The organism is Pseudomonas sp. BIC9C (assembly GCF_034541995.1).
Classification (GTDB): domain Bacteria; phylum Pseudomonadota; class Gammaproteobacteria; order Pseudomonadales; family Pseudomonadaceae; genus Aquipseudomonas; species Aquipseudomonas fluorescens_CC.
In genome coordinates, this window is the sequence record NZ_JAWDGM010000005.1 from 414580 (window position 1) to 436837 (window position 22258).

Below are 22258 nucleotides of genomic sequence, written 5' to 3' on the forward strand. Positions count from 1 at the left end.
GGATTAACTCGCTGCAGTCAAAGAATGGATGAGGTCTGTCGAGGACATCCGTTCGGCATCGTCCAGCACCCGACGCAATGCGGCAGTGAGGTGCTTCTCGATTTGCCAATGATCACTCATGGCGGCTAATTCGGGCGCCAACTGCGGCGGCATGCCAAGCAACAGATCCCGCAACATCCGCCCAGTCGTGTACGCCGCCGTTTTCACAGCCTCCAACTCGACATGGGCACCGCGATTCTTGTGAAACTCGCTCTCGGTCAGGCGTGACTCGTAAAACTCGCGGTAGGCACGGGACTCCTGAAAGTCTGGGATGCCTTCGACGGGCAGTGGTGCCTGGAGCGGAACACTTGTTGGCGGCTCGTATTCGATGTGAGGGACCGAAGTCTTCCCCTCCGGCTTGCGCTGAGTTCGTTCGCGCTCATGTCGCGCCGCCACATTGGCTTTGCTCGGATCCGCCGTGCTGAACAGGAGTCGGTCCGTGGCCTCGACATCCACCATGCCGTCCGCCATCAGAACCAAGCGCCCGCTCTTGGCCAACTTCGACACATAGGGTTTCGACCAGCCTTGGCGAGTGGCGAACTCCGCTTTGGTGAGTACTGTCATGTCCATGCCTTTCGGTTAACCCGGCGGGGCCTAGAGTTAACTGAGTAAATTAGTCGGTTAACTCCTAGGTTAACCACCTCAAGGCCACGGCTTGCCTGGCTTTCAGCCAAACTCATTGCCGTTTTTCCAATCGCTTAGTTAACTCTTGGTTAACTGCCTTAGTTAACCGGGCTGAAAGCCACGGCCCGCCTGACTTTCAGCCGACTCAACGGGTAGCTGAGTTAACCAGGTTAATTCGTTAGTTAACTGCCCTCTAAGCCACAGCCCACAAGGCTTTCAGCGGAATGAAGCAGCTGAGTTAACCAGTTAACTAAGTTGGGAGAGGTGCCGCTAACGCGTTTGCGCGAGTCTTATGCCCCGTGCTCCTTGGAAGTTGCCAGGGTCCCCGCTGGATTTGGAAACATCGGGGCAATCCACACGGGCGGATATCCCGTGGCGGTTCCAGACCGTGCACGATAGCTGCGGCATACACCGCGGCTGTTGCTGTTGGGACTGGCGGATAAGCTTCCTGCATCTGCCCGTGATCAACGCGTTTAAAACGGACGCAGTCGTCATAGACCACCACTTCGTATGATGAGATCGCTTTTTTGTGACTCATGCTGATAGCGCTGCAATCTGGCGGGCAACCTCGTCATGGATAAGTTTGGCTGACCAGGTATGCGCGACGAGGTCGGTACCGGCTTCCAGCAGCGCGGCATCACCCTCGGCTGGAATGACTGGCTGATCGGTCAGGTCGTTGTAGCTACCCGAGAAGTCCGAAGTACCACTACCGATAGCAACACGAGCAGCGGCGGCATCGACGCTCACCAGCACGGCCTTGCCGACATCCGAGGCGTCCGAGATGTTTTCAGAGGTGATGTCGCCTGGCGTGCCGGCTGCATTGTTCGTCCCTTTCACCACAGCCTGAAGCACTTGAAAGCCCTCAGTGATGGAGACAGGGCTACCGTACGGCTGCCAGCCATTGGCAATGGATTGTTCCAGCATGGCCGCCAGCTCCTCGGGAGTGTTTGCGACGACAGTGTCATATTGGGTGTAGGCCATTAACGAAACCTTACGATTGGAATGATTGAGCGATGTGTGACTGACATGCAGGCGACTCCCTACAATGGATATGTCCCGTGATGGCATAAGTCAGTAGGAACACGAGAAGCACATCCAAGGACAGCACTTCATGGCGCCGAATCTGATTTAGGAAACTTGAAGTCGGCGAACCGATCAGCCAGATCTGCAATCTTCTTCACGCCAAGGAAACCGATGAACACACCAGCAGCCGTAGCGAAGTTCTGCGGTAAGCCGAAGTACTCCAGCAGCGGAATCAAGCCAATGGTGATCAGCGTGCAAAGCGATGCTTCAAGCAATGCCTGTCGCCGCGTACCGCCGCCATAAATGATCCGCAAGGCACCGACCACGAATGACAATGCTCCGGCGTAGATCGTCGGCGCATGCTGCCCCAGCCACGCGAGAACGAGCAGCCATGTGTCTGGTTTATCGGGCATGTTTGTCATCCAGATCCCTCCCTTTCGGAGAGCGCAATAGATCCGGCTCCAGCAGCACTTCCCAGCTCGAAGCGAAGGGCGTGGCGGAACCGAAAACGAAAAAGCCCTGCTCGATGGCAGGGCTTATAAATGGGCACAAAAAAACCCGACTCAATGGCCGGGTTCTTGAAAGGCGTCTCGCTGCGTTCACAGCAACACACGCTGCTATAAAAGCAGGTCTATTCCGCGCGGAAAAGGCTTTTCCGCAGAAAATGCGAAATTGCACCCAACTTAACCACGCGTTTGCATTCGCGTTGGCCATCTGATGCATGGAATTTGCCCATCACTCTTTAACCACGATGGGTCGAAAACTGCGCAATTCAGGCCTGCGCGACAGGCGGTATTCAACCGACTCTGTTGAAAAAGTCGGTTCGCCCAAACAGCCTGGTCATTGACTGGTTAAAACGCCTTTTTTGCACACTGCTACGTGAAGTCTGAGTCCGGAAGACTCAGCCGAAAGTAAAGATTTCAATCTCGGACGCATACTTTTCTGCTGCGGAAACCATGGTCGACTTTTTCAACAGAATCAGCCAAAAGCAGACGTTGGATGTGTTAAGAAATCAGAGGCGACCCGGTAGAAAGCTAGATAGTGGCTAGACTGCTTAATCGATCTTCGCCCATTCAGGTATCCGAGCCCATGTCCGACAAGTACGTTACTTTTGCAGACCTCTCAACATCTGAGCCTGATGGCGCTTATCGCATCGTGGTGAGGCCGAAAGGCAGTGCAGTAGCTTTAATTGCTCCTCACGCCGGAAAGATCGAGTTTGGAACATCGGAGATATGCAGGAGCGTCGCTGGGGAAGATCTCACGTATTATTTGTTTGAAGGTTGCAAGTCGAGCAGAAATCGACACCTGCATATCACAAGTTCACGCTTTGACGAGCCACAAGGAATCGATGTTGCCCAATCGGCTCAGGTGGTTGTGACCTTTCATGGCCAAAATGGGAATAAACATTTCGTCAACGTCGGAGGCTTGGCAGACCAGCTCTGTGCATCACTGATCTGCCATCTTAAAGCCGCAGGTTTCACTGCAAGTCAACATAACGATACGCGTCTTCAAGGGCGCGACAAAAATAACATTTGTAATCGTGGGACCAAAGGGCAAGGCCTTCAGCTAGAAATTTCCCGCGGATTGAGAGATGCGTTGACAACGGATAAGAGCGCTATGGCCCGTTTCTCTTCCGCTATTAGGTCTGCGTTAGATGAGCTTTAACAATCCACTCAAAACCGATACGGCTTCTCGACACTGCTGGAGTCCAGTATTAGGTTGATCTATAACGGTCGGCCGTTACCGTCTGTTCTTGGCAGACTCTCGCCTGTCGTGCCCGGCAGAGAACGGCCAGAAGCAGTCAGTCAGATGCGCTTAGTGCTATAAAAATTTACTCGGCCAATATCAAAAGGAGTCGCAAGCTTTAAAGCACTATAGCGCGTGTCGGAAACTTTAAGCTATCGGTTGCGCAGATTTATACTTACTCCCGAATGCACTATAACTAGCCCCGTGGGATCAAGCTTATATTCATGAGCATCTTTTTTGCTTGTACGATGTTTGAAGTGAGCATAACCATTAGTTCCGTTAGTACCACCAATGATGGACCGATCATATAGCTCCTGCAGCAATTTCTCTGATGGCAAATTTGAGCAGTTGCTTTGTATGAACTCAGTAGCTTCGGAGTAAGTGCAGTCGTATTTCGAGCTGATTTCTTTTAATGCATCGAAAATATTCTGTATCTGAATGTGCGTGTAGAACGAAGAAAGTTCATTACTCAGCTCCTTAACAAGCTCAGCTGAATACTGGCCCAACAACTGATTAACATCGAACTTCTTTAATGGTATTGAGTAATGACCGGACTCAAGTGGCTTGAAGAAAAGTATCAAGTCACGTGGTCTGATTAGCGTGTGGTCGCACACATACTTAAAACTAGTTTTTGGAGAAAAATCATCATCTATAAGGCTTTCCCATGGTGCGTTTGGATTTCTGATCTGTAGACTTGCTTGGTGAAAGGCATTTGCAATCCGCTTGTTTATCATTTTCTTTATGGCAAGATTGTTCTCATCAGACTTTCCAGAATAGTCATCCTCATACCAAGATAACCTAGTAGCGTAAGAGGAGAAAATTTTAGATATATCGGCTGCTTGCGTAGATAAAAGTCGCTCCACATCATCTCTAATTAATATGATAACTTTGGCGGCTGCATGATTTTTTGCGAATACTGTGTTATTTACATGCTTAGAGGTTCTGATGAGCTGTATCAAGGTATCGGTAGAATGCTCATCATTAGCATCGAAATCAATATCTAAGTCATCAAAAAATAACGCATACGAATTTTCGTTTTCCGTATTAAGCTTGCTCGTTAAAACCTCTACGACTACTTTTTCCAAGTGCGGTATTAACTTGTAGAATGCAGCTCTCGACTCTTTGATCTGTATGTCAGTATTGAACTTTCCTTTGAAAAATCTTTTAAATTGCTCAATATTTATCTCAAAGGAGTGTTTCTTGATTAGTTCGACAATCTCACCTGTGTTTATGTCGATATAACCACTGTTTTTCTTGAGGAACTCTTGCAGCAACTTGTATCCATCCGCTTGTGCGGCTGCTTCGTTCTCGAAGAACATCTTAATAATGTTGGTGTAAATCAGCCACTTAAATAAGTGATCTTTAGTATGTTCGGAGTTGTGCTCCTTGCCTAGCTGAACTAGCCTTTCCAGGCTCATGTTATCCTGACTTACAAATGAACAAAATAAATTGGGCTGATCGATAGACGATAAATATGTATATTCCGCAAATGCGCTTTTGCCGCACCCTTTTCGCCCAATTAATATGTATTTTTCGTTAGAAAGTTCTTCGTAGAGGTTGTGTAGGTCTTCATAAACATCTCTCAAATGAACTTTTGATGTCGGTAAAGATTCGGCTTCCGCTTCAGGAGCACCGATATAGATAGCATTTTTTTCCTTGCGTATAAAACTCTTGAATACCATTTCCTCTCCTAACACCCTGTGCTTGACCTAACGCGCCTGGGGGTGAGTGACGCGTACGAATTTGCCTTCACCCTTGTAAAGCAAGTATTGAGAGTATCTAAAGACCAAAGGCAAATCTAGTGCGCCAACGAATTATATTTAGGGTGTTGTGCATTCAGCGAGAGAAGCATGTGTAATGCATGAATCATCTTAAAGCAAAAGACAAAGCCCATTAAAGGCTATTCAAAATCGGAAACTATCATTACAGAACAACCGATTGAAATTTGCTTTGACCCTGTTTTTAAAAGGGTTACAGCTTAGCCGTGCCTAATTATTTATATCTACTGATTTCAGCTTCCGGCTGAGGACTGTCCGCTGTTGGCCGATTCTGTTGAAAAAGTAGCTCCCCTGTCTGGCCTGCGGCAAAATCTCTGCATTGGCCAGCAGGGAAGCACGCAGCATGATGGGACAGTTATCGAGTGGGCAGGAGCGGCTGTTTTACTCGTTCAACCTTGAAGATCACATTCCCGCCAATCACCTTCTGCGCAGCATTGATCGGTGTCTTGATCTGAACGACCTGCGCCATTACCTCGCCGATTTCTATAGCCCGATTGGGCGTCCGTCGATTGATCCTGAACTGATGATCCGCATGCTGATCGTGGGCTATTGCTACGGCATTCGCTCCGAGCGGCGGTTGTGCGAAGAGGCCCATTTGAACTTGGCGTATCGCTGGTTCTGCCGGTTGAACCTTGACGATGAAGTCCCCAACCACTCGACCTTTTCCAAAAATCGACACGGCCGCTTTCGGGACAGTGAGCTGTTTCGCTGGTTGTTCAATGAAGTGCTGCGTCGCTGCATGGACGCAGGTCTGGTTAAAGGCGAAGGCTTTGCCGTGGACGCCAGCATCATCAAAGCGGATGCGAGTCGGCAGCGCGGCGTACCGGGTGATGAACCGATCAACTGGAGCGATCCGGCCCTGAGCACCCGCGCCGTGCGTGAGTACCTTGAAGGCCTCGATGAAGAGGCTTTGGCCGAAACGCTACCGAAGCGCCTGTCGCTGACGGATCCTCAGGCTCGCTGGACCGCGGCTCCAGGCGGCCCAGCGTTCTACGCTTACTCCACGAATTATCTGATCGATACCGAGCACGGCGTGATCATGGATGTGGAACCCACACCGGCTCATCGCACCGCAGAAGTCGAGAGCACCAAGACGATGATCGATCGGGTTGAAGCGCAGTTCGACATCAAACCGGAACGCCTCATCGGCGACACCGCTTACGGCACAGCGCCGATGCTGGCCTGGATGGTGGAGGACAAAGACATCGAACCGCATGTGCCAGTGTGGGACAAAACTGAGCGCAAGAACGACAGCTTTTCGAGTAACGATTTCCACTGGAATGAAGAGGCTGAGGAATACCGCTGCCCGGCCGGCAACGTATTGCGCAGCGAATGGCGAGCCTTCAAGAACGAGCGTTCGCACGTCACCAAAGCCAACACCATCATCTTCCGATCCCGGCAGACCGACTGCGTTGCCTGTCCGATGAAAGCCAAGTGCTGCCCGAACACTTCGATTCGCAAGATCGTCCGCAGCGTCCATGAAGCCGCGCGTGATGTGGCTCGACGCATCGCAGCGACGCCGGCGTATCAGCGCTCTCGCCACGAACGTAAGAAGGTCGAAATGTTGTTTGCCCACCTCAAGCGCATCCTGAAACTGGATCGCTTGCGCCTACGTGGTATGAGTGGCGCGTCCGATGAGTTCACGCTGGCCGCCGCGGTGCAGAACCTGCGACGGCTGGCCAAATTTACCTCTCAAGGGCCACCTGCTACGGGATAGGTGCGTCTGCACGAAGCAAAAAACCTCAAATTAACCCAATAACCGAGCAGTAAAGGTCAACGAAGGGCCGAAAAACCACGCAACGTGGTGAATAGGTTCTCCAGAGGTGGCCGAGCCTGAGTTCAGGCGAGCTGAAAATCCGACTTTTTCAACACAATCGGCCGTTTTTTGCCTCTCGCAATGGGCAGAAAACGGCCAAAAGAACTCCATAGACACACCGCTAATCCATCGGTAATGTGCACGCAGATCATGGCGCTTGGCCTTCACGGTATATGCCACGTTACTGGTGAGTTCCCTAGCTAGACAGCGAGCTACGCATTAGCAAGGAACGTTTCAGACGAGCATGCCGAAAATGTATCGACCATTTGTACCGTCTATCAACAGTTGGTTAAATGCACTAACCATGCTTGAGCAAGTCGTAGACACACAGCAACCGTTTAAATTCGGTACAGTTCCGATCACCATAAAATTTCAAATATTGCTCGAGATCATCAACAGTGACTTTGCTGTGGTAAGCTGACCAGATGATTGATGCTGACTTATTCGTTGGTGCAACTGCTTCATCATCCAAAATAGCTTTGATGGTGGTGTGGTCGGTCTTAATCCGCTCCTTTGTTGCTTCCACCACCGTTTCGATTTTGTCTTTCTGCTGCGCTTTAAGCCGCTCTTCATCCTTTAGAGTCTTACAGACCTTAGAGAAACCAAACACTGGGAAAAACTGACTAGACTGAATTTTCTGCTTGTTAATTAGCTCGAGCAGCTGATAATTTGACTCTTCTAGAATTTTGAAATAATTGCCGATCATTTCGGAGATTGTGAAGTACTGGTACTGGATCGTTCTGGCGGAACCGATGGCCAGAATTTTATCGCTGTTTTTCAATGTGTCCAGATCTTCTGTGATGGTGACTTTGATTTCCCCACCTGCAAAAATCTCTTTGACGATATTTTGTACTTTGCGAACATCCATCGCAGTTACCGGCAACGTAAGGCCAGAAATTGCCTCGTAGACAGCTGCGAAATTGTCGGTTTTGATCTTATTGATTCTGATGGTAGAAGAGAACCCCTCAAGATCAATATCATGCTCAGCAATATCGGTTGAGTCCGACCCCGCTTCGTATTCAATTAGTAAGAAATTTTCTCTAATTTTTTTCGCGTGATCAGAATTTGGTTTCACGTATGTGAATATTGTGCGTAAGAGCGCTTTTATATTTTCATCGCTTACACTGTACCCGATAAACACGATTGGGTTGTGTATAAACAAAGACAGCAACTGGGCGCGGATCAATTCGTAACGAGCAAAAAAAGCCTCATAATCCGCTTCACTAATAATAATTTTTGTCGGGTGATCTACACACCCGTGAATTTTGTAAACCGACCCATAGGGGTTGCTCAGTAATATATCGTTGCCAATTAGCGGCGAAAATTCAAAGAACTGCTCCAAAAATCGATCATAGTTAGTGGTTATGATGGAGCCTATGTTTTTACTGGCGCGTTTGAGAGCGGCGAGTTCATCCCCATACTCTTCCTTGATGTTTACTTCGCCGAGAAGATGGGAAATGTAGATCTTGAGCCGGCTGACGCTCACCCCACTTTTCATGTTTTCATAGAACGTGTCATTAACAAATTTCAATGGGCCGTCGCGATCACGCGCAATTTCTTTGTTAAAGACCTCTTCCAGTTTCGTGGCTACCCGGTCGTATCGAAACTCACCATCCACTTCGCAGTCTGCTTTGATATCGTAATAGAATTCATCAGTACCGCGTAGGTCGCAAGAAATTTTTCTGAGTAAGCCATCCCAAGTATAGGACTGGCTCAAATAGCGAAGACTGACCCCGGTTCCGACAAATAAGATCGGATGATTTCGGTATTTTCCGATGAACTCTTCGACCTTCATAGCAGCCTCGACTTGATCATGAGTTTAAATTAGTGAGGATTTATACCATGCGACAGGGGTAGCTGGCAGACCGGCGTTGCGACCTGACCGTGTGGGCCCGGGCAGATCATTCGAGATTGTCAGCTTCACCTGGAGCATACCGTCCAGAATTTATCCAGCTAAGTAGTAACACTACGACTCATCAGCTCTTTGCGCATCCCCACGCCGGTTCTACCGATACGCGGAATCGCGTTCAGTTTGTTGAACGCATTTGAACGGCGGCTACTGGCCGATTCTGTTGAAAAAGTCGGCCATGGTTTGCGCATCAGAAAAGGACGCGCCCGAGATTGAAATCCTTACTTTTGGCAGAGGCTTCCGGACTCGGATTTCACGTAGCAGCGTGCAAAAAAGGCATTTTCACTAGTCAATGATCAGGCAATTTGGGCAGACCGACTTTTTCAACAGAATCGGCCGATTTTTGCCTGTCGCCACCGTGGGCTTTGGGTCGCTTACAGGCCTTCGCGACAGGTAACTACATTTGCTCGGGAGAGCGAGTTGACCACCCCCAAATCGGCCGAGTTTACCTTAGTGGAAAGCGGCAAAAAGGGCCGAGGCGCCTCAGTCATCCCGATTGCACCATTCTCGATGTGCCCGAATCGCCACCAGGGAAGGCCACAGTGCCTGATGCGTTGCTTTCCTAATTTGCTTGCCCACTAGTGGGGCATATTCGGATGCTGCAAGTCTAGGATGAATTTGCAGTGTGAAATCGTCGCTTAGGTAAATCAGGCCTCTGTCCCAAAGGGTGTGAAGGTCACTGCGTAGCAGCAGTCCATTGGTGATGTGATTTGTTTCCGGCCCTAAGTAGGGCGTAATGTGTGCAGCTTCGAGCACTTCCACTACTGTGCAGCCGGTTAAAGCGCACTGCCCCTCGTAAGCGGTGAGTAAGCCGCTGCGAAAAGCAGGTTGCCCTTGGCGTTTGACGATTTCACGTAGAGTGCGCGTTCGGTTATCTACTTCACCATCTGGTGTAAAGGAAGACATCGGTTGCTCAACGGTCAGACCTGGTTTAATAGTGGGGTCTGATAGCGTCGTGCTCTGAAGGGTAAAGACTCCGTTCTCCCATGAAACGACTTTGGCTAGACCAAGCACCTGATAGCGCGTCTTATCTGGCTTCTTGGATAGCTGCTTCAGTACTGCCACCGGCACACCGTCATCCTTACACCGCTTCAAACCTAGATTGGTAAACAGAGCAGCGGAATCACCCAGCTTGTCCTCTTCTTGGGCATACTGGTAAGACCAGCTCCCGTCCTCTTGATAGACAGGCTCTTGATCGCTGTAGGGGCTGCCCAATGTTTGGCGGATCGACAACGCATAATTGAGCTTTCCGGGTTTGTAGATTCCCTTTGCCAAAGTTGTGACCGTATCAGGGGCCTGTTGCAGTTGTTTCCAGGTCAGCACTTGGCCGGCATGCTGCTCAAACCAAGCCAGTAACTCGAAATGTTTAACGTCTGACTGCTCTAGGAATGTATTGATCTGCATTGGCGTCAGGCTCATGGCAACTTATCGAATCGAAGTATGTACTAATAAATGGCAGCACGGGTCTAGCATTTTGGCTCCGGTTACTGAATCTCGCTTGGCCCAATAACGCCCTGACCACACCGTAACTCGAGTGTGGCTGCTTTGGGTCGTTCTGTGCAGGTCAACGCCTCGAAGCTTCGAGGTCAAATTCGATGCAAACATCTGGGCGGGTCGATTAAGCAGCTTGCCGTAATGCATCGACAGCACAATCGACCCATGCCGCCCCTGCTCTCACCAGTTCCCGCGTTCTCCCCTCGCTTATGCCATAGTGCTTGCCAACCCGGACCATGGGCCATTTAGCACCGTAGTAGAGCCAAATAATATCGCCCATCTGTTGATCACGATGTGAGAGCCGTGCCACTGCGCTGTCAATAGCTCCGGCCCACTCGTCTGTGATGCAATAATTCTTACTGGGCGACACCTGCGGCATCGCATGGCGCATCAGAGCAAATGTCGGTGAGGTGTAATTGGGTATCCCTGCCCCGTCCATTCGCCACCATCCCCACTGTTCCAGCAGGTACTCGGTATCCCCCAATGGTCGGCCTGCCGGCTTACGAATCATCATGCTTTCAATCCCCTGTATAATTTGATCCGCCAGCACCCCGACGGTTATTCATTTGGAAGTACTCGGCCGGGCCAGATATCGACGAGCCCTGCTGGAGCACTTCAATTTTCCGCTGAGCCCGCTGTAATCTGAGGCTGAGCTGTGTCACCAATTCGTCTGTGGAAAGCACCAACCGACTCCCCGCCATTACCCAACCTGAGCCATTGCAATCGCTGCAAACCAGCTCAAAAAAAACACCCTGTACCACGGCTTTTCCCTTGCAGGTCGAGCAATGCTCCAGTTCGATCTGCGCCTTACGAAAGCCATGGGCCTGGGCTTTTTTCATGTTTTAAATCCTCTCCTATGGTTGTTTCTTGAAGGGCTTCGCAGGCCTTGTTCTGCAAGGTCTCCAGAGGATTACCGGAATCTCCGGATCTAACACCGGTCAACCCGTGAATCAGGGCAAACCCCTTCTGGTCTAGATGAACGTGCCACTGCTCCAAGGCATCGAGCTTGCGACTCATGACGTCCGACTGGATGTACACCTTCACGTTGTGGCCCATGGCGTGGTTGATCAGCAGCTCGCCGATCAGGTGATCAACGCCGAGGTCAGCCCAGCCGGTACGGGCCAACTTGCGCAGGTCGTGGCTGGTCCACTCACCCTGCCCCAACCGGGTGAAGACAGCACTGGCCTGCCCTTCACTGAGAGCCTTGCCATGGCGTGCCGGGAACAAAAACTGACCGTCGTACCCTTTGGCCTGCTGAATCTCGCGGTAGCGGATCAGAATCTCGCGCACCTGGTCTGTCAGCGGCAGGTGATGCTCGACGCCAGTCTTGGTGTGCTCGGCCGGAATGAACCACTCGCGCTCAGCCAAACTGATATGCGACCAGCGTGTCTGCCGGGTTTCACCAATGCGCGTGCCGTGACAAAGCATCATCAACGCCAACATGGCGTCGGAAGGGGCAGTCGACATGACGAGGGACAATTGCTCCAGTAGCTGCGGCAATTGAACGCCGCGTAGCCGGCCAGGCTTGGCTCCGACTTTCGTCTTGCTGAAGTCGCTGAATTTGATTCCCAGCATCGGGTTAGCGCTGATAAAACCAAGTTTGAACGCCTGGCTCATCGCCTGAACCAGAAGCTTAAACACCAGCTGCACATAGCCCGCTGAGTAGTTTTCCTGGAGCGGCCAGATCAGCTCGCTGTCGAGCATGGCCTTGTTGATATCGCTTAGAGGCAGATCACCCAGACGCGGTATCAAGTGGCGTTTGATGGCCGAGGCGGCAGTGCTCTTGCGCTTGCTGGAAAGGCTGCGATCACGGGACATGCGTTCGGCGTACCATCCCAACAGCTCGCTGGTCGTGACCCACTTTGACAGCGCCGAACCTTCATTGGCAGCCACCCGCAAACGTACTGCCGGCAGTGCCGTGACCACTTGCTTGGTGCTCAGATCAGGGAAGCCGCCGATACGGTGCCAGGTGCGTTTGTTGAGCAGGTACCAGGAGCCACGGGAACGGTTCTTCGCAAAACGAAAGTGCAATGCCGGGTGACTGGCATCTCGTAGATCGCGGACATGCAGCTTCTTGGCATTGCGCTCGATCTCGGCATCCGACAGTTTTACCGTTAAGGTTTTTATCAAGGCCGTCATTCTCGGGCACCAGAAGGATCTTCAAGGTCAACAGCCTGGAGTGTGGTCGGCCACAGCCAGGCGCCATAGCGCTTGAGCATTTAGAAGCCCTTCAGCAGAGATTGAAGCTGCTTGAACTTTTCGAGCGCCTCGGCGTTGGCTTCGCGCTCTAACTCAGCTGAAAGGGCTACTTCCTCGATCCGCGCTGCCAGTTTTTTCATACGTTGCCCTACTTCCTCGGCAAAGCTGATTACCTCGCCAGACAGCACCGCCAATGTATCCAGAGCACTGCCCTTGGCGTTCTTGATAGCAACGACGGCCGGCTTGGTTTCTTTCGACATGCTCTGTTCTCTCTGGGGCGTGTTGGTGATGGCGGTGCGCTGGAAGTGTCCGTTAACGGGTTCGCGAATGAGACCTGCGTCCTTCAACTCGCCCAAGCCGCGACGTACGGCCGGAAACTGGGCACCCGTGGTTTCGGCAACCATCAACGAATTGAAAATATCGTGAGCACTCCAGCGCTCCTGGATTGGCACGACTTGAAATACTTTGCGAGCGAGCGACGATTGCCCGACGAGCATGTTTTGTTGCTTGGCGGCGTTCATCAGAAGCCCTCCTTACCGCGTTGAGACTCCCACTCGAATGCCACACCAATGCAGCCGTTTTCGCGGATGCGGTCGACACAGCGCGCACCAATGGCGTCGTTCAGTTCGGTGGGAGACAGGTTGCTGACGATGATCGTCGGACGGCATTGCTCGTAACGACCATTGATGATGCTGAATAGAGTGGCCAGCTCGAACTCGCTCTGCTTGGTTGCACCAACTTCATCGAGCACCAGCAGGTCCGCGCCAATCACCTCACGCAAGATGTGCGCCTCAGACTCGCCCGAGCGATCATTGAACGTCGCCCGAATCTCGCCGATGAGCGTGCCCACCGTGCGGTAAATCGCCTTCACCATGCATTCGTTGATCAGGTGACTGGCCGAGGCAATGGCCAGGTGGGTCTTGCCAGTACCGACCTTCCCCAACAGCAACATGCAGCGACCTTCACGGCGATGCTTCGAAAGTTGTCGACGTAGTCGGTGCACGCATCCAGGGCAATCTGCTGGGCCGGATTCGACACGACGAAATCGGCGAATGTCTTCTCCGCGAAACGCTTCGGGATCCGGGCGCATGACTGCTGAACTATCCGAAACTGACAGCGCTTGCGCTCGAGCTCTTGCATGTCGCGCTTGTTGCTCGCGCATTTGGGACACCCAGACAGGTTGCCACCCTTGAGGATGACCGCCGAGTATTCGCCATGATCGAAGCAGCTCGCTGGCTGACGGCCGATGACGCCGAATTTGCGGTCCATGTGAGCGCCGAAGTTAGAGACGGAAAGTGCCATCGGCGTTCTCCTTGGTGCCGGCCTTGTAATCGCGAGTGTCAAAACCGGAATGGCGACTGGTCGGAACGGGTGCGGGGATGACTGCTTTGTCGGGGAAGATCCCCGTCCATCCGTTGCTGATCGAAAGAGCCAGAACGGAATCGGGGGTTGGATGGTTCGCCAAGGCCTTGGCCTGTTGTTCGCAGCTCTTGGCGGTGAGGGGTTTGTGGATTTCCTTGCGGTGCTGGCACCAATCGGCCCAAACCTCGACGCTGACGTTTTCCGGTTTGGCGGTCAGCGGGTCGAATTTTAATGATTTGCCTGGCGCGTTAGCGCCCTGCTTTTCCTGATTACTGGTTACCTGATTGGTACCCTGATTACTGGTACCCTGATTTGTCGGAGATTTTTCCGACCCTCCTCGGATATTTTTCCGACCCTGTTCGGAGATTTTTCCGACCTTGCCCGGAGATTTTTCCGAGGTAGATCGGATTTTTTTCCGCCCCTCAAACGCCTCAGAGGTCGGATATTTTTCCGACCCATCCAGCTTGCGATTCCATTCTTTGGCTTTCTCGGTCAGGCGAAACAACGAAACGTTCGCGGTGCTGGATAACTCCACCAAACCTGCTTTTTCGAGCCCTTTGAGAAGCCGATACGCCGTATCGGGTTTATCGGTGAGCAGAGGCAATTCCTCAATGATCTTTGCCTTGGTCAAGACAAAGAAAATCCCGTTATCGGTCTTGATTGCTTTGGCCCAGCTGGGGCATTCGTAAACGAAGGAAAACAATTGCGCCTGCTGGGAGTTCAATCCCCACTCCAGCGCTTTCACTTGGTTGATCGTGATGGTGAACTGCATATCAACCCTTCCCGCTTGGGATTCGGGCGGGGCCATTCGACTTGTACAATTCAATCTGTGCGATCACCTCCTCGTGTCGTGCAGCCAAGTACTTGGCATGCCCGGCCAAAATATCTGCCGCTTCCGCTGCAGTGATTTCGCCGTCATCCAGTGCCATGGCGAGAAGCTGGTCAACCCGGCCGCGTTTCACAGAGGTACGCAAAGAGCGCCGATGGATGTCGACGTTGTCCAGATCGGCAACCTCAGGCAGGCGGACAAACACACCGCCATACATTGCGCAGATGTAATCCGGTAAGAAGGTAGTTTTCGCTTCAGTCTCAAGCGTGCAGATCTCATCGTCGGTGAGGGGCTTGACCCCTGCCGACTCGTAAATCCGGTTCTTGAATCGCTTGAGATTCACCTCACCCAGGAAGTCAGAGGCGTATGCAAGTCCGCCCGGAAATGCATTGGCAGCGGCAATGACGGCTTTGCGGCGGGTGTCTAGTACTGGCAATTTCATCGTCTAGTTTTCTCTCGGCGCCGTTGCGCTCAAAGTTTGCTCATGAAATGGGCAGCATCCGGTGACGCGACCTTTTTGCGCTTTGGACCGGGAATGGTCTGAGCTCTTCAGCTGTGAAAGAGCCATCTGCGTGTTCAGTAACAAAAATGTCACGACCAACCTGCAGAGCTTTGTTGAGCGACCCTTGTGACATCCCAAGCAGATTTGCTGCGTTGGTTTGCCCACGTGCACGGGCAAACTCATCCAGACTTTTTCGGCTCATCTCGCCGATCTCCTTTATTAAACACCCACCAAGTATCTCCGGCGGAATTTAATTAATCAAGCCCGGCGGCATTTGATTAAATATCGCCGCTAGGAATAATCGTGGAATGAAAAAACGCGAACTCGAAGACTGGGAAAAAGAAGAGTGCTCAGCACTCAAAGCGGCTGTGGATGCCTTCAACACAGGCAAATCGCGGCGTGACGCCCTGACTCAGGGAAAAATCGCAGATGCCCTAGGCATAAATCAGGGCTCCGTCAGTTCGTACCTGAACGGCTACAACGCACTGAATGCGAAAGTCGCTAGCGCAATTGCCGGATTGATTTCCAAACCCGTGGAGTCATTCAGCCCTCGACTGGCTGATGAGATTGCGAAAATGGCGCAGTCCAGCTTCGAATCTAATGTCGAGGCTGGTCCCCCCATCTATTCCTCACCTCGCAGAATCAATATCGAAGGTACCGCACAGCTCGGCAGCGAGGGATATTGGACAAGCCTTGACCAGGCAGCTGGCTGGGTTGAGACCTACTCCAGAGATGAGGACGCCTACGCACTTCGGCTCAAGGGTGACTCAATGGCACCAGCGATCCGTAGCGGGTGGGTCGCTGTCTGCGAACCCAATCACCGCCTAGTGCCAGGTGAGTATGTGATGGTCACCACCGTTGATGGACAAAGCATGGTTAAAGAACTTCTCTTCGAGACCGAAGAAGAGGTCAGCCTCATGTCGATCAACTCCGCTTACGGCGAGCGGCTGACAGTAGCTCGAATTGATATCGAGAGAATCCATTACGTAGGGGCAATTCTTGCCCCCAGCAAGGTGCTGGGCAGAATCTAAATTTGAGCCCTTCGATTTGTCTCTAACTCCCTTGGACACCTCCCTCCTGAAGCCCGCAAATTGCGGGCTTCTTTCTGTTAAATGATTGTTTTTAATCGTTAATCTTTAGCGCTTAGGATTCAAGCCATTCACTGTGTATCCATACATAAAAGGAGCAGTGCTATGGCAAAGCCAAAAAACAAACCAACACCGCCAAATTCGTTTGAGCTTCTTGGATTCCGCATCCAAAAAATCATCAGCGCCCCCGCCGCCCAAAAACGAAAAACGGCAGTCATTTGCAGGGAAGCAGATGAATGCCTTAAGGACTGGAAACGGCTCCTTGAAGAGATAGCAGAAACCGAGCACGTACTAGTGCATCGAGAAGATGACTGCACCGCGCGCATCTCTTGGGACCTCCCCGCAAATATCTAGCCCAAAGCAAGCCCGCTCAGCACGGGCTTTTTTCATAGAGCGTAAATATATCTCCGGCGGCATTGACTTTAAATATCCCCGGCGGCAATATTTGTTCGCCGCAGTGAATCGCAGCGGCAATACGGGGCCACCCGCCGCTCTTTAACAACCCAATCGATTCAAAGCTGTCAGCTGCAAAAAGACTAACGCACCAGGCGTGGGCGACTCCCACCTAAGTGCGCCGTATCTGAGTCCCGCTGACAGCCCAAACAGATTTCACTACATAGCCTTGGCAACAGAGCCATGTGGGAAATCCCCTCCCCTGTATGAGGAAACACCATGTTCGGAATGAAAAAACTCTTCGGAAAACAAGTCGGCAACGCCCAGGCCGAAATGAAGAAGGTCGTTAACCGCGACTTGATGCAGGCCATTGTCGGTGGCGGCCTATTGGTCGCTGCGGCTGATGGTGAGATTGAAGCCAGCGAGGTTTCCAAGCTGGATGAATTGATTCGCTCCAACCCGAATTTGACGCACTTCGGCAGCGAGATCACCGAAACCATCAATCGTTTTACAGGTCAGTTGAACGCCAACTTTCAAGTAGGCCGATTGGCGATCAAGCGGGAACTGGCCGACATCAAAAACGTTCCGGCCGATGCGGAGGAAGCCTTCGTCAACATTCTTGCCATTGCCCAGGCTGACGGCCTGATCGAGCCAGCAGAGTTTGTGGTGCTGAAGGAAATAAGCATGCACTTCGGCCTGCGCCTGGCTGACTACGGTATCGAGGTGTGAAGTACGCGACAAAGGTTCTGTTAATCCTGCTGGCACTGATCCTGGGTGGCATGTTGCTGAGCAGTCTTGCCTCTCGGGCAATTTGCTCTTACTACGGCTTCCAGACTGACCGAGAAACTCGCTACGCCGCGTTTGTTGGCTGCATGGTGAAACTCGACGGTGAGTGGTTCCCTCGCACTGAAATCCGCGTAATGCAGTGACGTTTCACTGATGCCGCTTCTTGCAAGGCGGCATTGGGAAACCCACTCACGAAAGGAAATGGACAATGCTGATTTTGACTCGCAAAGAAGGCGAAAGCATCAACATAGGCAACAACATCACGATCACAGTGCTGGGTGTTAGCGGCAAACAGGTCCGTATCGGAACTAGCGCACCAAAGGATGTCCAGGTGCATCGAGAAGAAATCACGCAGCGCATTCAGGCGGGTTTGTCGAAGTCCGCGATGGCAACACCTTCGATCACTTAAGCAGGTCTTTTTGACGCAAACAATGGCCCGGCTCCGATCGGGCTTTTTTACGCCCGCCTTTTATCAATCCCCCCCTTCCCTGCCCAATGGCCACCAGCAGGTGGTCGGAGTGCTGATGAATACGCCTAACCTCCTCCGAGGGATCAACCATGCATCCATCATCTCAAGAGCGCATCGATGAAGTCGGTGAACTGCTGCAACGAACAAAGGCCGCCCGCTCCGGGTTCTACAGTCGTATTGATCGACGAGCCCCAGCCAAACCGGTGCGCTACCAAGTCGCCGGCGGAAGCTTCGGTATGTATCAGATTAAAGACCTCACCACCGGCAAGACTTGCGCCTTCCGTGCCGACTACAAGGCCGCTCACGACCTTGCCATGCAGTTCGAAGCAAAAGCGAATCGCCAAGTTGCAGTGACTCTATGAAAAAGCGGAAGCCAAACAACATGCGTACCCGGTTAGAGCGAGCGAGCCGGGCACTGCTCAATGCCAATCACGTCGCGGTGGTCCACATCGACCCGAGCGGACGCCAAGGGATGATCAACAGAAAGAGCTGCAAGAGCATCCCGCCAGGGCAGCGCATGGCAGAAGCAGTCTGCGACATTGCCCACCGCTGGACGATCTATGTCAGCGTCCAGTGTCGCGATCAACAAGGGCACCGCTACACTAAATCAGTAGAGGTTGCTCCCCAAGGCAACTATCTGGCCGCGCACCTCGAAGACGTGATCGAGGAAACCTACAAAGACCTGGTCGCCGAGAGCAATCCGAATCATCGGGTTGCTTCGGGCTGGATCGCCATTCCCGCCGAAATATCGCTGACTGAAGAGCAAGCCGCCCAGGTGTTCGACGCCGTGGGTGTCTGGAATCAGCAGAGGACAGCATGAGAAGCATCAGCAACCAGGTACGCCAGCGCCGACGACAGACATGGCTGGATCTACCTGCTCACGGAATTGAAGAGGTAGTCCATTGCCAAGTGCAGCAAGGATGTTCAGAGCGACAAGTGCGCCAAGGAACAGGCCTTGCTCGACCGCATAGGCCGAGAAACGCGCACTGATAGTGTCGAAAGCGCTGACTGATGTACTTCAGGTGCTCGGCCAACGCCGCGATTTCGAGGAATGGCAGGAGACGGTGTCAACCTTCATCCTTAACCTAGCAGCGGCTCCCACCGAGGAGTCTGCCCAATTCGCCAACATGCCGCGACACGAAATCACGATCAGCGAAAACGTGTCGCGAAAATTGGAACGGGCATACAGGTATGACGAGTTACGCGGCTGCTGCTATGACACCTGTCGTTTATCCGGCATCGACTGGAGTGGGCGCCTCAACCACAGCGTGCATGATCGTGGTGAATATTTGGTAGCTGTAGTGATCATCTTGCGGATGTACGAGAACCGATCCATCGCCGCTTAAAATCGCTCCATCACGACGAACGCTAAATCGACCCAATTCCGATTTTGAACCTCCGACTTGGCGCAAGAACAATACAGCTTCTGCCAGTCCAACTTTATCCAGGGAGATTGGGTTGATTTCGATGGAAAACTGCTTACCCAAGACCTCTCCCTCGATGCTGCGCTCCTTCGCAGCTATAGAAGTCATACCTGCAAAATGCTTCATCGACAAATCCTGCCAATGCTCAACGAGGCCGAGCAACTCAGAAGAAGCACGAGCCCAGTCCATTTTGACTTTGGTGATGTAATTGAGGAAATCGTTTGGGTCTCGTGTGAAATCCATTGCACATACTCCGATTAAGTCCGTTATCGGACGAACAAAAGCCATATCTTTGTAGACCGTGCAGCATTATTTTGCCACTACACTGCGCATCCGGTCACGGAAGGCGACGTCTAACCGATTAACGCTGTGAATTCAGCAAAGCTGTTTGCCACCGTCTGCATGCTCCCGTCTGGGTCTACACCATCGAAGGTAACTATCGACCAAGGAGCCGCCACCCGCAGGTTGAAAGCAAACAGCTGACCACCGCCATCACCTCCAAAAACAAATAGACCAGGAGCAGTTTTCGCAAACATGCTTATTTGCTCAAAGTCCGAGGCCGTTTCAGCTGGATCAAGACAAAAATTAAAGAGAGGATCGGGAAGCGGGCCTTCTCCACCATTGCTGAATTCCAGCAACTGGTAGTACTCAGAGGGTAGTTCTCGGGGCGCTGCAGCACGAAGAGTGTCCAAAGCCCCAGCAGAGGCCCCCTCGTTACCGCTCCAGCTTGAGTTGATTTTCACTGATAGGCCTCCTTGTCCCGGCCCCATGCCAAGACGAACACAAATACCCCACTTCAACGAATCACGCCAGCCGGCGAGGCCGATGGCTGCATGGAGGATTAATGAATGAGCTGGCTCTTTTCGCAGGCTCTGGTGGCGGAATTCTCGGAGGCCACCTCCTCGGGTGGCGCACCGTCTGCGCCGTTGAGCGTGACGCCTACCCACCCTTCACCGGCCCGCGCATCAGCGGGCCGAAGTTAGAAGTCCATTTATTCCGTAGTTATCGGCTTATCAGAGCGGCTCCGCAAGCTGGGGGATCGCTCATTAGCAGAGCGGTGCAATAAAGAAACACTGTAATCGTAGGTCGAAATCAACGGTACCGCCGCCTCCCGCCGAGCCATCGCGAGCCATTGCCTTGTTCGTTCAACGTCAAAAAATTCGTTCTTGAACTTCATCTTCGCAACAAGGTTCGCTGAGACTCTGAAGTGTCCACAACCAGCTGAGCATTTGACCTCCGACCAGTCTCCAAGCGCGTGAACAATCCTGGCGGCAGCCTGACAGATTAAGCAATTCATATCCGATCTCCATATCAGTGACCCATCAACTGTAGCCGATCATCGGCGAAGGACATCCCCATGCCCACAGAAAATCGATCCACCCGGTTTCACCCGAACCCGCAAGTCGCTAATTAGCATCAGCGCGACAGTCTCCGACCTGCTGCCTTCAGCAAACGAACTGCCACCTCCACTCACCCACATTCTGCCGCCAAGCGCGGCATGGAGACGCTCATGAACATCCAGTTTCTTTCCCACACAGAGGTCTGCGAGCTTACCGGCGCGCGGACCAAGGCAGGCCAGATCCTCAACCTGAAGAAGAACGGCGTCAGGCACACCATTAAGGTGAATGGCTGGCCAAGTGTTACGGCGTTGGCTGTGACAGCGGTCGGTATGTTTGAGCCAGAGAACCTCGTATGGAAACCACGCAAGGCTAGCTGACATGGGACGACGACCAAGCAAACCCGGATCAATTGCCCGGTTTAGAGAGCGCAAGAAAGCCAGCGGCCGGGTTTTCTATTATTACGACACCGGCGGCAAGGACCGCAAAGAGATTCCGTTAGGCTGCGACTACGGCCTGGCGATTATGGAGTACGCGAAACTCGAGCGTGATCGCACCGCTACCGACCTGGTGGCCAAGGTGATTACCTTCCGCTACGTGGCCGAGAAGTACTTAGTCGACGTGGTGCCGTCAAAGAAACCAGCAACGCAAAAGGACAACGTCAGGGAGTTAAAAAACCTGATGTCATTTTTCGACGACCCTCCGGCCCCACTCGAAACAATCCAGCCGCTGCACGTCCGCCAGTACCTGACCTGGCGTAAGGCCGCTCCGGTGCGTGCCAACAGGGAGAAGGCCCTGCTCAGTGCAATCTGGAACTTCGCCCGTGATATTGGCTATACCGCACTCGCCAATCCTTGCGCCGGGATAAAGGGCAACAAGGAGACGGGGCGGGACATCTATATCGAGGATGCACTGTTCAAGCGCGTGTACGAGAAAGCAGATGTGGGTCTTCGGGATGCGATGGACCTTGCTTATTTGACTGGTCAACGGGTGACCGACACACGATTGATGGATGAGCGAGACGTCCGCGAAGGGCTGATATGGGTCCTCCAGGGCAAGACAAACGCCAAGCGGCGAATTGAAATCACTGGTGAGTTGAAGGTTTTGATTGATCGAATTATGTCCCGGAAGTCAGAACACAAGGTCCGCTCGACGCGGCTGATCGTTACAGAGGATGGCACACCAATGTCAGTGGCGATGTTGCGCGGAAGATTTGACTTAGCCAGAGAAGCGGCCGGAGTCGCAAAGTCCGAGTTCCAAATGCGCGACTTACGCGCTAAAGCTGGCACTGACAAGGCCGAATCAAGCGGCGACATTTTGCAGGCCAGAGATCAACTTGGGCATACGACCGTCGTAATGACTGAGCAGTACATCCGAAACCGTAAGGGGAAGAAAGTCTCACCAACCAAGTGAATTGCGGACCAATTCAATAATTGCGGA

General features: G+C 52.3%; 27 protein-coding genes. 10 read left to right on the forward strand and 17 right to left on the reverse strand.

Going from position 1 to position 22258, the window contains the following annotated elements; translation table 11 throughout:
* Positions 1-3: 3 nt before the first annotated feature.
* The 3 genes from RS887_RS22885 to RS887_RS22895 form a co-directional block, all read right to left on the reverse strand.
* Positions 4-603 (reverse strand): terminase small subunit, encoded by a 600-nt coding sequence (locus RS887_RS22885; RefSeq protein WP_322617155.1) that lies wholly within the window; start codon positions 601-603, stop codon positions 4-6.
* A 594-nt stretch (positions 604-1197) separates the two neighbouring features.
* Positions 1198-1644 (reverse strand): DUF1737 domain-containing protein, encoded by a 447-nt coding sequence (locus tag RS887_RS22890; protein WP_322617156.1) that lies wholly within the window; start codon positions 1642-1644, stop codon positions 1198-1200.
* 128 nt (positions 1645-1772) lie between these two features.
* Positions 1773-2108, reverse strand: coding sequence for a phage holin, lambda family (locus RS887_RS22895; RefSeq protein WP_104449534.1), 336 nt, complete (start codon positions 2106-2108; stop codon positions 1773-1775).
* A 667-nt stretch (positions 2109-2775) separates the two neighbouring features.
* Between RS887_RS22895 and RS887_RS22900 the strand changes: the two genes are divergently transcribed.
* Positions 2776-3351 (forward strand): poly-gamma-glutamate hydrolase family protein, encoded by a 576-nt coding sequence (locus tag RS887_RS22900; RefSeq protein ID WP_322617157.1) that lies wholly within the window; start codon positions 2776-2778, stop codon positions 3349-3351.
* Positions 3352-3584: 233 nt separating this feature from the next.
* Here RS887_RS22900 and RS887_RS22905 read toward each other — a convergent pair whose 3' ends face one another.
* Positions 3585-5114 (reverse strand): P-loop ATPase, Sll1717 family, encoded by a 1530-nt coding sequence (locus RS887_RS22905; RefSeq protein ID WP_322617158.1) that lies wholly within the window; start codon positions 5112-5114, stop codon positions 3585-3587.
* 439 nt (positions 5115-5553) lie between these two features.
* Between RS887_RS22905 and RS887_RS22910 the strand changes: the two genes are divergently transcribed.
* Positions 5554-6927 carry an IS1182 family transposase gene (locus tag RS887_RS22910; protein ID WP_322616531.1) on the forward strand — a complete coding sequence of 458 codons (1374 nt, stop codon included), beginning with the start codon at positions 5554-5556 and terminating at the stop codon, positions 6925-6927.
* 397 nt (positions 6928-7324) lie between these two features.
* Here RS887_RS22910 and RS887_RS22915 read toward each other — a convergent pair whose 3' ends face one another.
* The 11 genes from RS887_RS22915 to RS887_RS22965 form a co-directional block, all read right to left on the reverse strand.
* On the reverse strand, positions 7325-8821 hold the full coding sequence (locus tag RS887_RS22915; RefSeq protein ID WP_322617159.1) for an SIR2 family protein: 1497 nt from the start codon (positions 8819-8821) through the stop codon (positions 7325-7327).
* Between the two features lie 597 nt (positions 8822-9418).
* Positions 9419-10354, reverse strand: a complete 936-nt coding sequence (locus tag RS887_RS22920) for an HNH endonuclease (RefSeq protein WP_322617160.1) — start codon at positions 10352-10354, stop codon at positions 9419-9421.
* Positions 10355-10553: 199 nt separating this feature from the next.
* Entirely contained in the window at positions 10554-10943 is a 390-nt protein-coding gene (locus tag RS887_RS22925; RefSeq protein ID WP_322617161.1) for an antiterminator Q family protein, read from the reverse strand.
* Between the two features lie 4 nt (positions 10944-10947).
* Positions 10948-11268 (reverse strand): hypothetical protein, encoded by a 321-nt coding sequence (locus RS887_RS22930; RefSeq protein WP_322617162.1) that lies wholly within the window; start codon positions 11266-11268, stop codon positions 10948-10950.
* Positions 11237-12568, reverse strand: coding sequence for a site-specific integrase (locus RS887_RS22935; RefSeq protein ID WP_322617163.1), 1332 nt, complete (start codon positions 12566-12568; stop codon positions 11237-11239). Before RS887_RS22935 ends, RS887_RS22930 begins: the two co-directional genes overlap by 32 nt.
* A gap of 80 nt (positions 12569-12648) precedes the next feature.
* Entirely contained in the window at positions 12649-13149 is a 501-nt protein-coding gene (locus RS887_RS22940) for a hypothetical protein (RefSeq protein WP_322617164.1), read from the reverse strand.
* Positions 13149-13580, reverse strand: coding sequence for an ATP-binding protein (locus RS887_RS22945; RefSeq protein WP_322617165.1), 432 nt, complete (start codon positions 13578-13580; stop codon positions 13149-13151). The genes RS887_RS22940 and RS887_RS22945 overlap by 1 nt, the downstream gene beginning before the upstream one ends.
* Positions 13514-13930, reverse strand: a complete 417-nt coding sequence (locus RS887_RS22950) for a hypothetical protein (protein ID WP_322617166.1) — start codon at positions 13928-13930, stop codon at positions 13514-13516. The genes RS887_RS22945 and RS887_RS22950 overlap by 67 nt, the downstream gene beginning before the upstream one ends.
* A complete protein-coding gene (locus RS887_RS22955) occupies positions 13911-14762 on the reverse strand; it encodes a hypothetical protein (RefSeq protein ID WP_322617167.1) in 852 nt (283 codons plus the stop codon). The genes RS887_RS22950 and RS887_RS22955 overlap by 20 nt, the downstream gene beginning before the upstream one ends.
* Before the next feature lies 1 nt (position 14763).
* Positions 14764-15261, reverse strand: coding sequence for a YmfL family putative regulatory protein (locus tag RS887_RS22960; RefSeq protein ID WP_322617168.1), 498 nt, complete (start codon positions 15259-15261; stop codon positions 14764-14766).
* A 40-nt stretch (positions 15262-15301) separates the two neighbouring features.
* Positions 15302-15523 (reverse strand): Cro/CI family transcriptional regulator, encoded by a 222-nt coding sequence (locus RS887_RS22965; RefSeq protein WP_322617169.1) that lies wholly within the window; start codon positions 15521-15523, stop codon positions 15302-15304.
* Positions 15524-15629: 106 nt separating this feature from the next.
* Here RS887_RS22965 and RS887_RS22970 point away from each other — a divergent pair, with 106 nt between their 5' ends.
* From RS887_RS22970 to RS887_RS22995, 6 genes are all read left to right on the forward strand, one after another.
* The gene (locus RS887_RS22970; RefSeq protein WP_322617170.1) at positions 15630-16352 is read left to right on the forward strand and encodes a LexA family transcriptional regulator; all 723 of its coding nucleotides are present in this window, start codon (positions 15630-15632) and stop codon (positions 16350-16352) included.
* Positions 16353-16514: 162 nt separating this feature from the next.
* A complete protein-coding gene (locus RS887_RS22975) occupies positions 16515-16763 on the forward strand; it encodes a DUF1654 domain-containing protein (protein WP_322617171.1) in 249 nt (82 codons plus the stop codon).
* 318 nt (positions 16764-17081) lie between these two features.
* Positions 17082-17531, forward strand: coding sequence for a tellurite resistance TerB family protein (locus RS887_RS22980; RefSeq protein WP_322617172.1), 450 nt, complete (start codon positions 17082-17084; stop codon positions 17529-17531).
* 265 nt (positions 17532-17796) lie between these two features.
* A complete protein-coding gene (csrA, locus tag RS887_RS22985; protein ID WP_322617173.1) occupies positions 17797-17997 on the forward strand; it encodes a carbon storage regulator CsrA in 201 nt (66 codons plus the stop codon).
* A 149-nt stretch (positions 17998-18146) separates the two neighbouring features.
* Positions 18147-18419 (forward strand): hypothetical protein, encoded by a 273-nt coding sequence (locus RS887_RS22990; RefSeq protein WP_322617174.1) that lies wholly within the window; start codon positions 18147-18149, stop codon positions 18417-18419.
* Positions 18416-18877: a hypothetical protein gene (locus tag RS887_RS22995; RefSeq protein WP_322617175.1), complete on the forward strand. Its 462-nt coding sequence runs from the start codon at positions 18416-18418 to the stop codon at positions 18875-18877. Before RS887_RS22990 ends, RS887_RS22995 begins: the two co-directional genes overlap by 4 nt.
* A gap of 409 nt (positions 18878-19286) precedes the next feature.
* Here RS887_RS22995 and RS887_RS23000 read toward each other — a convergent pair whose 3' ends face one another.
* Both RS887_RS23000 and RS887_RS23005 read right to left on the reverse strand, forming a co-directional pair.
* Positions 19287-19724, reverse strand: a complete 438-nt coding sequence (locus RS887_RS23000) for a hypothetical protein (RefSeq protein WP_322617176.1) — start codon at positions 19722-19724, stop codon at positions 19287-19289.
* A 110-nt stretch (positions 19725-19834) separates the two neighbouring features.
* Complete coding sequence (locus RS887_RS23005; RefSeq protein ID WP_322617177.1) at positions 19835-20224, reverse strand: SMI1/KNR4 family protein; 390 nt, start codon at positions 20222-20224, stop codon at positions 19835-19837.
* Between the two features lie 767 nt (positions 20225-20991).
* Here RS887_RS23005 and RS887_RS23010 point away from each other — a divergent pair.
* Positions 20992-21198: a DUF4224 domain-containing protein gene (locus RS887_RS23010; protein ID WP_322617178.1), complete on the forward strand. Its 207-nt coding sequence runs from the start codon at positions 20992-20994 to the stop codon at positions 21196-21198.
* Between the two features lies 1 nt (position 21199).
* A complete protein-coding gene (locus RS887_RS23015) occupies positions 21200-22231 on the forward strand; it encodes a site-specific integrase (RefSeq protein ID WP_322617179.1) in 1032 nt (343 codons plus the stop codon).
* Positions 22232-22258: the final 27 nt, after the last annotated feature.

Excerpts from the sequence above, each read along its gene's own strand:
- RS887_RS22885 (WP_322617155.1), bottom strand. The coding sequence starts at position 603 with ATGACAGTACTCACCAAAGCGGAGTTCGCCACTCGCCAAGGCTGGTCG.
- RS887_RS22890 (WP_322617156.1), bottom strand. The coding sequence starts at position 1,644 with ATGGCCTACACCCAATATGACACTGTCGTCGCAAACACTCCCGAGGAG.
- RS887_RS22895 (WP_104449534.1), bottom strand. The coding sequence starts at position 2,108 with ATGACAAACATGCCCGATAAACCAGACACATGGCTGCTCGTTCTCGCG.
- RS887_RS22900 (WP_322617157.1), top strand. The coding sequence starts at position 2,776 with ATGTCCGACAAGTACGTTACTTTTGCAGACCTCTCAACATCTGAGCCT.
- RS887_RS22905 (WP_322617158.1), bottom strand. The coding sequence starts at position 5,114 with ATGGTATTCAAGAGTTTTATACGCAAGGAAAAAAATGCTATCTATATC.
- RS887_RS22910 (WP_322616531.1), top strand. The coding sequence starts at position 5,554 with ATGATGGGACAGTTATCGAGTGGGCAGGAGCGGCTGTTTTACTCGTTC.
- RS887_RS22915 (WP_322617159.1), bottom strand. The coding sequence starts at position 8,821 with ATGAAGGTCGAAGAGTTCATCGGAAAATACCGAAATCATCCGATCTTA.
- RS887_RS22920 (WP_322617160.1), bottom strand. The coding sequence starts at position 10,354 with ATGAGCCTGACGCCAATGCAGATCAATACATTCCTAGAGCAGTCAGAC.
- RS887_RS22925 (WP_322617161.1), bottom strand. The coding sequence starts at position 10,943 with ATGATGATTCGTAAGCCGGCAGGCCGACCATTGGGGGATACCGAGTAC.
- RS887_RS22930 (WP_322617162.1), bottom strand. The coding sequence starts at position 11,268 with ATGAAAAAAGCCCAGGCCCATGGCTTTCGTAAGGCGCAGATCGAACTG.
- RS887_RS22935 (WP_322617163.1), bottom strand. The coding sequence starts at position 12,568 with ATGACGGCCTTGATAAAAACCTTAACGGTAAAACTGTCGGATGCCGAG.
- RS887_RS22940 (WP_322617164.1), bottom strand. The coding sequence starts at position 13,149 with ATGAACGCCGCCAAGCAACAAAACATGCTCGTCGGGCAATCGTCGCTC.
- RS887_RS22945 (WP_322617165.1), bottom strand. The coding sequence starts at position 13,580 with ATGTTGCTGTTGGGGAAGGTCGGTACTGGCAAGACCCACCTGGCCATT.
- RS887_RS22950 (WP_322617166.1), bottom strand. The coding sequence starts at position 13,930 with ATGGCACTTTCCGTCTCTAACTTCGGCGCTCACATGGACCGCAAATTC.
- RS887_RS22955 (WP_322617167.1), bottom strand. The coding sequence starts at position 14,762 with ATGCAGTTCACCATCACGATCAACCAAGTGAAAGCGCTGGAGTGGGGA.
- RS887_RS22960 (WP_322617168.1), bottom strand. The coding sequence starts at position 15,261 with ATGAAATTGCCAGTACTAGACACCCGCCGCAAAGCCGTCATTGCCGCT.
- RS887_RS22965 (WP_322617169.1), bottom strand. The coding sequence starts at position 15,523 with ATGAGCCGAAAAAGTCTGGATGAGTTTGCCCGTGCACGTGGGCAAACC.
- RS887_RS22970 (WP_322617170.1), top strand. The coding sequence starts at position 15,630 with ATGAAAAAACGCGAACTCGAAGACTGGGAAAAAGAAGAGTGCTCAGCA.
- RS887_RS22975 (WP_322617171.1), top strand. The coding sequence starts at position 16,515 with ATGGCAAAGCCAAAAAACAAACCAACACCGCCAAATTCGTTTGAGCTT.
- RS887_RS22980 (WP_322617172.1), top strand. The coding sequence starts at position 17,082 with ATGTTCGGAATGAAAAAACTCTTCGGAAAACAAGTCGGCAACGCCCAG.
- csrA (WP_322617173.1), top strand. The coding sequence starts at position 17,797 with ATGCTGATTTTGACTCGCAAAGAAGGCGAAAGCATCAACATAGGCAAC.
- RS887_RS22990 (WP_322617174.1), top strand. The coding sequence starts at position 18,147 with ATGCATCCATCATCTCAAGAGCGCATCGATGAAGTCGGTGAACTGCTG.
- RS887_RS22995 (WP_322617175.1), top strand. The coding sequence starts at position 18,416 with ATGAAAAAGCGGAAGCCAAACAACATGCGTACCCGGTTAGAGCGAGCG.
- RS887_RS23000 (WP_322617176.1), bottom strand. The coding sequence starts at position 19,724 with ATGGATTTCACACGAGACCCAAACGATTTCCTCAATTACATCACCAAA.
- RS887_RS23010 (WP_322617178.1), top strand. The coding sequence starts at position 20,992 with ATGAACATCCAGTTTCTTTCCCACACAGAGGTCTGCGAGCTTACCGGC.
- RS887_RS23015 (WP_322617179.1), top strand. The coding sequence starts at position 21,200 with ATGGGACGACGACCAAGCAAACCCGGATCAATTGCCCGGTTTAGAGAG.